The organism is Duganella lactea, from assembly GCF_009857505.1.
Classification (GTDB): domain Bacteria; phylum Pseudomonadota; class Gammaproteobacteria; order Burkholderiales; family Burkholderiaceae_D; genus Rugamonas; species Rugamonas lactea.
Map to the genome: position 1 here is coordinate 128,334 of NZ_WWCP01000002.1, position 11,881 is coordinate 140,214.

The following is an 11,881-nucleotide window of genomic DNA, read 5'->3' on the forward strand; positions in this document are numbered from 1 at the left end:
CGCAACGCCGCCGGGGCGTTTTTAGCAAATGTGGCATGGCCACAACAGCCTCCCCCGACCTTGTCCGGGCCGACTCAAGGCCGATGGGCTTGTGTGCAGGTGCATCATGAATCGACCTCCCTCGCCCCAATTCAGAACGCTTGCCAGCCATCGGCGCCAACCGCTTTGGCGCTGGCGACACCGACCGCTAGCCGCTTGACGCCCGCACGCGAGGCTGACGGCTTCGATACTGGCGCCGGCCGCGTCGCCGCGCCATCCGCCAGCTTGAACACATCGACCGCCCGCGCCAGATGCAGCGCCTGCTGCTGCATGGACTCGGCCGCCGCCGCCGACTGCTCGACCAACGCCGCGTTCTGCTGCGTCACCTGATCCATCTGGGCGATCGCCTGGTTGATCTGCTCGATGCCGACGTTCTGCTCCTGGCTGGCCAGCGCGATCTCGGTCATGATATCGGTCACGCGCCTGACGCTATCGACGATCTCGCCCATGGTGGTCCCGGCCTGATCCACCAGCTTGGCGCCGGCGTCCACCTTAACCACCGAGTCGTCGATCAGCGCCTTGATTTCCTTGGCGGCCGCCGCCGAACGCTGCGCCAGCGTGCGCACCTCCGAAGCCACCACCGCGAAGCCGCGCCCCTGTTCGCCGGCGCGCGCCGCCTCGACCGCCGCGTTGAGCGCCAGAATATTGGTCTGGAACGCGATGCCGTCGATCACGCTGATGATGTCGACAATCCGGCGTGACGAGTCGTTAATCGAGCCCATCGTCTCCACCACCTGCGACACCACGTGGCCGCCGCGCAGCGCCACCTCGGACGCCGACTGCGCCAGCCCATTCGCCTGGCGCGCGTTGTCCGCGCTCTGCTTGACGGTCGAGGTCAGCTCTTCCATCGACGAGGCGGTCTCTTCCAGCGAACTGGCCTGTTCCTCGGTGCGCGACGACAAATCCTGGTTGCCGCTGGCGATCTCGCGCGAGGCGGTACCGATGGTGTCGGTGCCGGCCCGCACCTGGCCGACGATCGCCGCCAGACTGGTCGTCATCGTCTGCAACGCGGTCAGCAATTGACTGGCCTCGTCGCGCCCGTGCACCGCGACGTGACGCGTCAGGTCGCCCGCCGCCACCGCCTGCGCCACCATGACAGCGTTATCAATCGGCTGGGTGATCGAGCGGGTGATCAACACGGCCAGCGTGGCCGCCAGCGCGGCGGCGAGCAGCGTGGCGCCGATCAGGAAACGCACGGCGAACGCATAGTCGTCATGAATTTCGTTCACCATCTCGGCGTTCTGCTTTTCCTGCAGGGCAATCAGCTCATTCACCAATGCAAACGTGCCATCCTGCTGCTTTTGTACCGAACTGAGCAGGAAGGCGGGCGCGTCGGCAGCCTTGCCGTCATTGACCAGCACTTGCACCTGGCCGAGCAGGCGCAGCGTTTCCGGCGCCAGCGTCTGCAACTGTCCATACAGCTGCTTGCCTTGTTGGTCGCCGATCAGCGCGCCGAGGCGCTCCATGCTGGCGTTGAAATTCTTTTGCGCGCCATCGATGCGGCGCTGCATCTTGCCCCGCATCTCCGGGTCGGGATACAGAATGTAGTTGCGTACCGAACGGGCGACCAGATTCAGCTCCGACTGCAGTGTGTTGGACAGCTTGATCTTGGCATTGTTTTCATTGACCACCACATCCATGCGCAACCGGGCCTCGGCCAATGCCGACCAGCCGATATAAGCAATCACCAACAACAACGCCAACATCGCGCCGAACGCCAACCGCAGGCGGACGCCTATTTTTAAGTTATTCATTAGCCTGCACCCGAGCAAAGAGAGCAAGTTTAATTACATTAATAAACATTAACAAGCCTCAATTACTATTGCCGTTGCGCAAATGCAGCAAAATCCAGTCATCAGGCGGTCACAATTGATCGGTACAGTCGACTTCCATTTTTATAGCATCGCCGCGCCCTTTCTTTTGACCTCAGGAATCCCATGCAATTAAACCAACACGACCTGCTGGAGCGCGTACAGCGCGAGCTGACCGACAGCTACGACGAAGAACTGGAGATGGAGCTGGAAGACCGCGAAATCGACCCGCTGACCCAGCAAGTTGTCGAGCGCGAGCGCAGTGCCGAGGCCAAGGAGGAGCGCCGCCTGTACTTCCGCGAGCTGTTCCGCCTGCAGGCCGAGCTGGTCAAGCTGCAGGACTGGGTGGTGCACACCGGCCACAAAGTGGTCATCATCTTTGAAGGCCGCGACGCCGCCGGCAAGGGCGGCGTGATCAAGCGCATCGTCCAGCGGCTGAATCCGCGCGTGTGCCGCGTGGCCGCGCTGCCGGCGCCGAACAACCGCGAACGCACGCAGTGGTATTTCCAGCGCTATGTCTCGCACCTGCCGGCGGCCGGCGAAATCGTGCTGTTCGACCGCAGCTGGTACAACCGCGCCGGCGTCGAGCGTGTCATGGGCTTCTGCTCCGACGAGCAATACGAAGAGTTCTTCCAGACCGTGCCCGAGTTCGAGCGCATGCTGGCGCGTTCCGGCATTCAGGTCATCAAATACTGGTTCTCGATCTCCGACGAAGAACAGAACGCGCGCTTCCTCGGCCGCATCCACGATCCGCTGAAGCAGTGGAAACTGAGCCCGATGGACCTGGAATCGCGCCGCCGCTGGGAGGAATACACACGCGCCAAGGAAGTCATGCTGGAACGCACCCACATTCCGGAAGCGCCATGGTGGGTGGTACAAGGCGTGGACAAGAAAAAGGCCAGGCTCAACTGCATCCACCACCTGCTGGGACAGATGCCCTACGAGGAAATCCCGCACCCGGCCATCGAACTGCCGGAGCGCGAATATCACGACGACTATGTGCGTCGTCCGGTGCCACAGGAAATCATCGTGCCGGAAGTGTATTAATCGGCAATTTACTGCTAAGCTACCAACCTTGCCAACTTAAAAACAAGGTTAGTCTTGAATCTGCTTTGCCTCCGCGGCCTTGCGACGCTGCTCATCAATATTGCGTGGCTGGCGCCAAGCCATGCCGGCGTGCGCGAGACCGCCGACATCAACCGCATCCTCCGCTCAGTCAGCGACGGCCGCTGCGACGAAGCGATCCCGTACCTCGCCGAGCGGCTGCAATCGAAACAACCCGAGCTGCAACTGCTGGCTGGCAGCATGTATGACCAAGGCAGTTGCGTGGAACGCAACTGGGAAAAAGCCACGCAGCTTTACCAACAGGCTGCGCTGGGCGGGATGAGCGACGACGCGTTGCCACGCCTGGTGTCGATCGACGCCGTCGGCTATCGCGACCCGGCCGCCGCGCTGTGGTGGGCAGCACAGCGCCCAGCCATGCACCGTCCTCCCGACAGCAGGGAAATCGATATGAGCACCGCGCCGTCAGAGGACGAAGACCCGTTCCTGCGCTATCTGTGGGCTACCGGTGTGATAGTGTTGAAGGAATTTGGCGCGCCGCCGGCGCAGATCCCGTCATGGGATACAAAAAATACCATCCATATCGCGCGCGCCATCTATTCGCCGAATATGTTGGAATTCATCACCGTTTCCCCTTAAGTTTAGGCACCGATGAACATTGACGATAGCCAGAGCGGCACGAGAAAAGCCATCGGATTGGGCGCCATCACGCCCATCCTGCGCTGTTTCGACGAGGCCAAGACGCGCGAGTTCTTCCTCGACTTTCTGGGGTTCCAGGTGGACTGGGAACACCGCTTCGAGGACGGACTGCCGCTGTACATGCAGGTCTCCAGGGATGGCTGTGTGCTGCATCTGTCGGAGCACCACGGCGACTGCTCGCCCGGCGCCGCCCTCCGCATCACCACCAGCGACGTCGACGCCTATCAGCGGGAGCTGATCGCCAAGCAATATAAAAACGCCCGCCCCGGCGTTGAAGAAGTGCCGTGGGGCGGACGCGAGATGACCGTCAGAGATCCATCCGGCAACCGGCTGGTGTTCGTCAACCGCCAGCCGGAAATTCCCGACTGATCAAAACAGAGGAAAGCAGACTGCGTACAGTCATCTTGGTGGCTCCATGGGTAGCATCGGCAGAGGCTCCACCTTAGGCCATTTGCCGGCGCTCTTCTGTTGGGCAGGGCATATAGGACAACCATTAACCCATAAGGGGAGATTCTGTTGCGCCACAATTGGACTAGGATGGTGTCACCAATCACTCAACCGGAAAGGACTATCATGCTCATCGATCTGACAGGTAAAACCGCCATCGTCACCGGCTCCACGCGCGGCATCGGCTACGCCATCGCGGCCGGGCTGGCCGGCGCCGGCGCCACCGTGGTCATCACCGGCCGCCAGCAGGCGGACGTCGACCGCGCGCTGACCAGGCTGCGCGACAGCATCCCCGGCGCGCAAGTGCGCGGCGTGGCGGCGGATCTGGGCAATGCCGAAGGCTTCGCCGTCCTGACCAAGGCCGAACCGGTGGCGGACATTCTGATCAACAACGTCGGCATCTTCCAGCTGCAACCCTTTGCCGAGATTCCGGACGAGGAATGGACCCGCTTCTTCGAGGTCAACATCATGTCCGGCGTGCGCGCCAGCCGCGCCTACCTGCCCGGCATGCAGCACAAGAACTGGGGCCGCATCGTCTTCATCTCGTCCGAATCCGGGCTGAATATTCCGGCGGACATGATCCACTACGGCTTCACCAAGACCGGCTACCTGGCCATCTCGCGCGGCCTCGCCAAGAGCCTGGCCGGCACTGGCATCACGGTCAACGCGGTATTGCCCGGCCCCACCTTGTCGGAAGGCGTGCAGCATCTGGTGGCGCCGGATGGCGATCACGCGGCGGCCGAGCGCGAGGCCAATGCCTTCGTCAGGCAGCACCGCGCCACCTCCATCATCCAGCGCGTGGCAACGCCGGAGGAAGTGGCGAGCATGGTGGTCTACGTCTGTTCGCCGCAGGCGTCGGCCACCACCGGCGCCGCCCTGCGCGTCGATGGCGGCGTGGTCGACACCATCGCCTGAACGGTTCAGGACTCCCAGAAGCCGCGCTTGAGCGCAATTGTGACCGCGTGCGTGCGGTCGCGGGCACGCAGCTTGGCGAGTATGCTTTTCATGTAGGACTTGATGGTGTCCTCCTTCAGGCCCAGCTCGCCGGCGGCGCGCTGATTTGAGTGGCCGGTCGCCACCAGCTTCAGCACATCGACCTCGCGCCGGGTCAACGGCTCCATCGTCAACACCGTGGGCAGATTGCGCGACACGTCCGCCGGCAGGCGGCTGTCACCACGGTGCACGCTCAACACATAATCCAGCAGTTCCGTGCGCGCCATGTTTTTCAGCAGATACCCGCCGGCCCCGGCCTTCAGGCCACGGTAGATGTGCGCGTCGCCGCTGAAGGTGGTGAGGATGATGATGCGCGCCCGCGGGTTGATGCGGCGGATCGCGCTGATCGCCTCGATCCCGCCCAGGCCCGGCATTTGCAAATCCATCAGCGTGATGTCCGGCTGGTGCTGACGGAACAGCGCCACCGCCGTGTCGCCATCACCCGCTTCGGCCACGACGGCAATGCGCGGACTGTGCGACAGCACCGCCGCGATGCCGCTGCGCATCAAAGGATGATCGTCAGCGATCATTACCGTAATCAATCCCGTACTTTGGTCGGACATCTTGCCCCTCCTTAAGCCACGCGGCCAGTGTAGCACCGCCTGTCGCCGGCGCAGCCACCCTATCGGGTGTAGTGCGTCGCCCCACCCTCTCCTACGATGGCGGCACGAACCCTTCAAGGAGATGTGAGATGAAAATTTCGTTTATCAGAACCCTGTGCAGCGGCCTTCTGATCCTGCTGACACTGCACGCGCCGGCCCGTGCGCAGGCGCCGAAGAGCGACTTCGCCGACGTCAATGGCGTGCGCCTGCACTACCTGTCGGCCGGCAAGGGCGACCCGGTCATCCTGCTGCACGGCTACACCCAGTCCAGCCACATGTGGCTGCCGCTGATCGCTGCGCTGGCCAAGGACCATCTGGTGATCGCGCCGGATCTGCGCGGCTTTGGTCAGTCCGCCACGCCGGCCGGCCCGTACACCAAGTCGGTGATGGCGCAGGATGTGCACGCGCTGGCGACCGGCCTGGGCATCAAGTCGGCCAAGGTGGTCGGGCACGACATCGGCCTGATGGTGGCCTACGCCTACGCCGCCCAGTATCCACAAGAGGTGAACCGGATCGCGCTGCTGGACGCCTTCCTGCCCGGCGTTGGCAACTGGCGCGCTGTATGGCTGCTGCGCGACCTGTGGCACTTCCACTTCTACGGCGAAACGCCGCTGGCGCTGGTGGCGGGGCGCGAGCGCATCTACTTTGAACATTTCTGGAACGACTTCGCCGCCGACAAAACCAAGTCGCTCAGCGAGGCCGACCGCCAGTTCTACACAGCCGAATATGCCCGCCCCGGCCACATGCGCGCCGGCTTCGAAGTGTTCCGCGCATTCGAGAAGGACGCCGCCGAATTCGCTGTCTACGCGCAACGGCCGCTGGACATTCCGATGCTGGTGCTCACCGGCGAGAAGGCTTCGGGCACGGTGCTGATCGACCAGGCTAAGCTGGTCGACACCAAGGTCGAAGGCGTCGTCATCCAAGGCAAAGGCCACTGGCTGATGGAAGAAGCCACCGCCGACGTCGTGCCCAAGCTCGTGCAATTTCTACAATAAACCGCGCGACTGGCGATAGAATGTGTGGGTTCCCACCACACATTCTGAATCATGGCGGCAGGTCGTTTCCTTCTCAAATTGCTGCTGTTGATCGGCGTCGCGCCGGCCTACGCCGTGCCTGTGCCCGCACCCGCGCCGATCACGATGCACCACACCAGCTGGACGGCCCGCGAGGGCGCGCCCCAGATGGTGATCGCCATGGCGCAGACGCCCGATGGCTGGCTATGGCTGGGCAGTAACAATGGACTGTTCCGCTTCGATGGTGTGCGCTTCGAGCGTTACGCCGAGCCGGGCCGCCAACTGGCCGCCAGCGGCATCGCCACGCTGACCGCCTTCGCCGATGGCGCGCTCTGGATCGGCTACCGCTACGGCGGCGTCAGCGTGCTGACCGATCAAACCCTACGTCACTACGGCGACACCGAAGGCCTGCCGGCCAGCGGCGCCGTCTGGGGCCTGGAGCGCGACGGCGACAACCGGCTGTGGGCCGCCACCGCCAATGGCTTGTTCCATCTCGACGGCCAGCGCTGGCGCGAAGCGAGCCAGACGTTTTCGGTGCCGATGACCTCCTATAAAACGCTGATGCGCGACCGCACCGGCAACCTCTGGGCGCAAGGCAATCAAGGCGTGTTCCGGCTGGCGCCGGGGGCACATCACTTTCGCAAAATGAGCCGCGACAGCGGCAATGGCGTGGTGGCGCAAACGCCGGATGGCAGCGTCTGGAGTTGGGACGCGCCGCAGGGGCGGCTGCTACGCCTCACCACCCCGGCCAACGGCGCGGCGCCGCCCAGCTGGCGGGTCCAGGGCGATGCGGCCAGCCTGCTGTTCGACAGCCGGGGCGACATTTGGGTCGGCCGCATGGGTGGCGTCGAACACCATACACCACGGGGCGTGCAGCAAAGCGGCCCGGCGCAGGGACTCAGCGGGCGCTGGGTGGCCGCGATCTTCGAGGACCGCGAAGGCAGCATCTGGACTTCCACCGCCACCGGCATCGACCGATTCCGCCGCAAGCGTGTTGCCGCCGTGCCGCTGGCGGTGGAAACCGACGTCAATCCGCTGGCCGCCGACGACGCCGGCGTGTGGGTCGGCCGCTTCCACTACACCCGCTCGCGCGATGGCGGCTTCAGCGCGCAACCAGCATGGCACGCCACCGCGGCCGGCTGGAGCACCGATCCGATCGGCGTTTATCGCGATCCGGCCGGCCCGCTATGGTGGTCCGCTTACGGCGAACTATGGCGAAAACACGGCCCGCGGCTGCGCCGCTTCGCCCTGCCCTCCAAGAACGACATGATCGGCAGCATGGCCAGCGACAGCGCCGGCCATCTGTGGGCAAGCATGCTGGAGCGCGGACTGTACCGGCTGAACACCGACGGCGTCTGGGAATCCATGGACACGGTGGTCGGCATGCCGGCGGACACACCGCGCGTGTTGGCCAGTTCGCCGCAACAAGGCCTGTGGCTGGGCTATCCGCGTAACCGCGCGGTGCAGTGGCTGGATGGCCGCTGGCGCCACTACGGCCCGGCCGATGGGTTGAAGGTCGGCATGATCGAGGCCGTGCATCTGCACGGCGAGCATGTGTGGGTTGGCGGTGAAAACGGCGTCGCGCTGCGCCGCGACGGCAAGTTCGTCAGTGTCGGCGGCATCGACGGCGTGGCGTTCGAGGGGGTGTCCGGCATGGTGGAGCTGAGTAACGGCGACCTGTGGCTCAATGCCGCCAACGGCATGTTTCACATTCCGGCGACGGAAATCGCGCGGCTGGCCGACACGCCGGGCTATCGCGTGCGCTACGAGCGCCTCGACAGCCTGGACGGTCTGGTGGGCAATGCCCCGGTACGCATGCCGGTGCCCTCGATGATCCAGGCCGCCGACGGCGAGTTGTGGCTGGCCACCACCACCGGCGTGTTCCGGCTGGACCCGTCACGGCAGCACAAGTTCGGGCCGGCGCCGGCGGTGCAGATCCGCGCCGCCGGCCAGCCCGGCCAACTGATGCCGGCGGTGAACGGCTTGCGCTTGCCGGAAGGCAGCACCACCCTGCAGATCGATTACACCGCATTGGCGCTGGCCATGCCGGAACGCGTCGCCTTCCGCTACCGGCTCAATGGCGTCGACACGCAATGGCAGCACGTCGGCGCGCGACGCACCGCCTATTACAACAACCTCGGGCCGGGCGACTACCGCTTCAGCGTGCAGGCGACCAACTACAATGGCGAATGGAGCGCGCAGGCGAGCACGCTGACTTTCAGCATCGCGCCGTCCGTCGTGCAAAGCCGCTGGTTCAAGGCCTTGTGCGCGCTGGCGCCGCTGAGCGCTTGCTGGCTGCTGTATCGCTGGCGCTTGCGCAATTACGCGACGCAGGTCTCGGCGCGGCTACAGGAGCGCACCAGGGAGCGCGAGCGCATCGCGCGCGAGCTGCACGACACGGTGCTGCAGTCGGTGCAGGGCATGATCCTGCAGGTGCATGCGGCGGTGCTCGGCCTGTCGTCGCGCGAGCCGGCGCGGGTGCGGATCGAAGCGGCGCTGCAGCAGGCCGACGATGCGCTGCTGGAGGGCCGCGATCGCGTGCGCGACCTGCGCACCGGCGAGGCGGATGAACAAGACCTGGCTGCCGCGCTGCGCAGCGCGGGCGCCAAGTTGCGCGTGCCGGACGCCGCGCCCATCGACGTGCAACTCACCGGCCAGCCACGCCGACTGCATACACTGATTTACGACGAGCTGCTGGCGATTGCGACGGAGGCCATCGCCAACGCCTGCCGCCACGCGCAGGCGGACCACATCACCGCCCGGCTGCACTACGACGCGCGCGAGCTTCGGCTCAGCATACGCGATGACGGCGGCGGCATCCCGACCGACGTGCAGGCCGCCGGAGGACGCCACAATCACTGGGGCATCCGCGGCATGCACGAACGGGCGGAGCGGATCAAGGCACGCCTCAAGCTGCACAGCAACGCCGGCGCCGGCACCGAATGGCGCCTGACCTTGGCCTATCAATACGCGGTGTGCGAATAAGAATAGTATGGCCGCTAAGCCTCGCCGTTGACCAGGTACCCGGAAATCACCTCGGTCAGGTGCGCGGCCTTCTTCAAATTGGCCTTGTTGGACACCATCAGGGACACCACCAGCGCCTCGATCACCGCCACGGCGGCCACGCCGCTGCTCGACAAGACCATGTGGGCGCTGCTGGCGTACAGCACATGGTCCGCCATGCCCGCCATCGGCGCCGACGGCGTATCGGTGATCGCCACCACGCCGGTGCCGCGGTTGCGTGCCAACTGCGCCAGGCGCATCACGTCGGCCGCATAGCGCGGGAACGAGAACGTCACCAGCACATCGCCTCGCCCCATGTGCACCAGGTGGCCGGCGGCGACGCCGGTGCCGCCCGCCCCGGCCATCACCACCACATGCTGGCAAAACGGTTGCAGATGCATCGCCAGCATCGCCGCGTAGGTGGAGGACAGGCCCATTCCCAGCACGTAGACGGTGCGCGCGCGGGTGATCTTGCGCGCCACCGCGTCCAGCTCCTGCTGCGTCAGCGCGCCGCGGGTGGCCGCCAGGTTGACGCGCGCGGACTCCAAGCAGGCGTCGCCCGGCGCCACAGCGCCCTTTCGTTGGGTGATGGAGTTGCGCAGCTTCTCCACTGGCTGCATGGCGGTGTGCATGGTCTCGGCCAGCGCGCTGCGCATGCTGCCGTAGCTGGCGAAACCGATGTCGCGCGCGAAGCGGCTGATGGTGGCGGTGGAGACTTTGCAGCCTTCCGCCATCTCTTCGATCTTCAAGGCGGTGCCGCGCATCGGGTTGCGCATCAGGTATTCGGCGATGCTGCGATGCGAGGCCGAGCCGCCGGCGCGCACGCCGGCGAGCACCTGCCCCAGTGCGGATTCAACAAATGCGACGTCCGCCGCCAGCGCTTTTCCAGATGTCATGCCGCACTCGTTTTTTATTGATACCAGGGGCGCGTGATCTTCAGCGGGCGCACGTCCATGCGCAGATTGAGGATGGTGTAGGCGTCGGCGGTGGCCGATTCGTAGCCGACACTCTCGGCATCGCGGGTCAGCTTGAATTCAAAGCCCAGGTCTTCGCGCGGATCGCCCGGTGCCGCCGTGGCGATGCCAATCGCCGTGTCGCGCGCGTTGTTGATCAGCTTTTCCATCATCACCAGCACCGTGTTGTGGCCCAGCATATCGGCCGAATACACCTGTTCATTGAGGAACGGACTGGCCGGGTCGAGCTTGCCACCGGCCTTGTCGGCGGACGGCGTGTACTGGCGCGTCAACAGGTTGTAACGGTCGCCGTGATCGAGATAGCTGATGCGCGCGTTCGACAGGTTGAAGTCCTTCTCCTGGCTATTGGTACTGGCCAGCGACAGGTCCAGCAACAGCGCGCCCTGATAGCCGACCACTTCCACCTCACGCTTGCCGTTGACGATAATCGCCGTATTCTCATCGATGCCAAGCCCCTGCTTGTAACCCTTCTTCAGCATCGCCGGCAGCATGCGCGCGAAGCGGCCCCGCGCCAGCAGGTGCTGGTCGACGAACAAGTCCTTGCCAACGAAGCCCAGCCCCGGCGCCAGCTCCTGGCCATCGTTGACGCCGACACTCAGGGTGCCCAGCACCGTCTTGGCTTCGTAATACATGGTGCTGCTCATGATGGCCGCGCCGGCGCTGCTGCCGCCGATCACCCCACCCTTTTGATACACATCCCAGATCGCTTGCAGCACGGCGGTGCGGCTGCCGTCCGGGCGCACCAGCGCCTTGGTGATCAGGCCCTGGTCACCGCCCGAGAAATAGACGCCGCCCGCCTCGCGGATGGATTTGGCCAGCGTTTCATCTTCCGCGTCGCGCGTGTAATCGCGGCCCTTAAGGCGTACCGCCACCGGCACGGCGAAGGCTTGCGCGCCGTATTTGTTCAGGATCGCGACCAGGTTGGTGCCGGAGCGCTGCGGGTTGCCGGCGGCGCTGGGCATGACGGCGATGCGGGCGCCCTTGCCGCCGGCCAGTTCGACCAGCCGTCCCCACACGTCGGCGTTGTCGGCCCGCACCGCGCCGCCGGCGATCAGCAGATTACCCTTGGGGGGCGCCTCGGCCGCGTGTGAAACCAGCACCACGAACGACACCAACGATGCGCACAACACGCGCATGGCTTTTGCAAAACTCGTCATACGATATCCCTGTCTTTGATAAGGGCCGCCCTGATTCGCGGCGGCGCAACTGTTCCCCGCCATTATAAATCCTGAGGCCGC

Annotated in this window: 10 protein-coding genes; 6 read left to right on the forward strand and 4 right to left on the reverse strand. The window is 64.9% G+C overall.

Annotated features, from left to right (window positions below):
* Positions 1–131: 131 nt before the first annotated feature.
* Entirely contained in the window at positions 132–1,793 is a 1,662-nt protein-coding gene (locus GTP44_RS03220) for a methyl-accepting chemotaxis protein (RefSeq protein ID WP_161018299.1), read from the reverse strand.
* A 183-nt stretch (positions 1,794–1,976) separates the two neighbouring features.
* On the opposite strand from GTP44_RS03220, the gene ppk2 reads away from it, so the two are divergent.
* The 4 genes from ppk2 (at position 1,977) to GTP44_RS03240 (ending at position 4,973) form a co-directional block, all read left to right on the forward strand.
* Positions 1,977–2,897, forward strand: coding sequence for a polyphosphate kinase 2 (gene ppk2 / locus GTP44_RS03225; protein ID WP_161018300.1), 921 nt, complete (start codon positions 1,977–1,979; stop codon positions 2,895–2,897).
* A 54-nt stretch (positions 2,898–2,951) separates the two neighbouring features.
* Complete coding sequence (locus GTP44_RS03230) at positions 2,952–3,551, forward strand: SEL1-like repeat protein (protein WP_161018301.1); 600 nt, start codon at positions 2,952–2,954, stop codon at positions 3,549–3,551.
* Between the two features lie 12 nt (positions 3,552–3,563).
* Positions 3,564–3,980 carry a glyoxalase superfamily protein gene (locus GTP44_RS03235; protein WP_202423957.1) on the forward strand — a complete coding sequence of 139 codons (417 nt, stop codon included), beginning with the start codon at positions 3,564–3,566 and terminating at the stop codon, positions 3,978–3,980.
* A gap of 204 nt (positions 3,981–4,184) precedes the next feature.
* A complete protein-coding gene (locus GTP44_RS03240) occupies positions 4,185–4,973 on the forward strand; it encodes an SDR family NAD(P)-dependent oxidoreductase (RefSeq protein WP_161018302.1) in 789 nt (262 codons plus the stop codon).
* 5 nt (positions 4,974–4,978) lie between these two features.
* Here GTP44_RS03240 and GTP44_RS03245 read toward each other — a convergent pair whose 3' ends face one another.
* Positions 4,979–5,581 carry a response regulator transcription factor gene (locus GTP44_RS03245; protein WP_161018303.1) on the reverse strand — a complete coding sequence of 201 codons (603 nt, stop codon included), beginning with the start codon at positions 5,579–5,581 and terminating at the stop codon, positions 4,979–4,981.
* Between the two features lie 161 nt (positions 5,582–5,742).
* On the opposite strand from GTP44_RS03245, the gene GTP44_RS03250 reads away from it, so the two are divergent.
* Both GTP44_RS03250 and GTP44_RS03255 read left to right on the forward strand, forming a co-directional pair.
* Positions 5,743–6,648 (forward strand): alpha/beta fold hydrolase, encoded by a 906-nt coding sequence (locus tag GTP44_RS03250; protein WP_161018304.1) that lies wholly within the window; start codon positions 5,743–5,745, stop codon positions 6,646–6,648.
* A gap of 51 nt (positions 6,649–6,699) precedes the next feature.
* Complete coding sequence (locus GTP44_RS03255; protein WP_161018305.1) at positions 6,700–9,651, forward strand: sensor histidine kinase; 2,952 nt, start codon at positions 6,700–6,702, stop codon at positions 9,649–9,651.
* 14 nt (positions 9,652–9,665) lie between these two features.
* Here the strand turns inward: GTP44_RS03255 and GTP44_RS03260 are convergent, their stop codons facing one another.
* Positions 9,666–10,565 (reverse strand): MurR/RpiR family transcriptional regulator, encoded by a 900-nt coding sequence (locus GTP44_RS03260; protein WP_161018306.1) that lies wholly within the window; start codon positions 10,563–10,565, stop codon positions 9,666–9,668.
* 14 nt (positions 10,566–10,579) lie between these two features.
* Positions 10,580–11,800: a cyanophycinase gene (locus GTP44_RS03265; protein WP_229256755.1), complete on the reverse strand. Its 1,221-nt coding sequence runs from the start codon at positions 11,798–11,800 to the stop codon at positions 10,580–10,582.
* Between the last annotated feature and the right edge of the window lie 81 nt (positions 11,801–11,881).

Coding starts and splice junctions, on each gene's coding strand:
- GTP44_RS03220 (WP_161018299.1), bottom strand. CDS start 1,793: ATGAATAACTTAAAAATAGGCGTCCGCCTGCGGTTGGCGTTCGGCGCG.
- ppk2 (WP_161018300.1), top strand. CDS start 1,977: ATGCAATTAAACCAACACGACCTGCTGGAGCGCGTACAGCGCGAGCTG.
- GTP44_RS03235 (WP_202423957.1), top strand. CDS start 3,564: ATGAACATTGACGATAGCCAGAGCGGCACGAGAAAAGCCATCGGATTG.
- GTP44_RS03240 (WP_161018302.1), top strand. CDS start 4,185: ATGCTCATCGATCTGACAGGTAAAACCGCCATCGTCACCGGCTCCACG.
- GTP44_RS03245 (WP_161018303.1), bottom strand. CDS start 5,581: ATGATCGCTGACGATCATCCTTTGATGCGCAGCGGCATCGCGGCGGTG.
- GTP44_RS03250 (WP_161018304.1), top strand. CDS start 5,743: ATGAAAATTTCGTTTATCAGAACCCTGTGCAGCGGCCTTCTGATCCTG.
- GTP44_RS03255 (WP_161018305.1), top strand. CDS start 6,700: ATGGCGGCAGGTCGTTTCCTTCTCAAATTGCTGCTGTTGATCGGCGTC.
- GTP44_RS03260 (WP_161018306.1), bottom strand. CDS start 10,565: ATGACATCTGGAAAAGCGCTGGCGGCGGACGTCGCATTTGTTGAATCC.
- GTP44_RS03265 (WP_229256755.1), bottom strand. CDS start 11,800: ATGACGAGTTTTGCAAAAGCCATGCGCGTGTTGTGCGCATCGTTGGTG.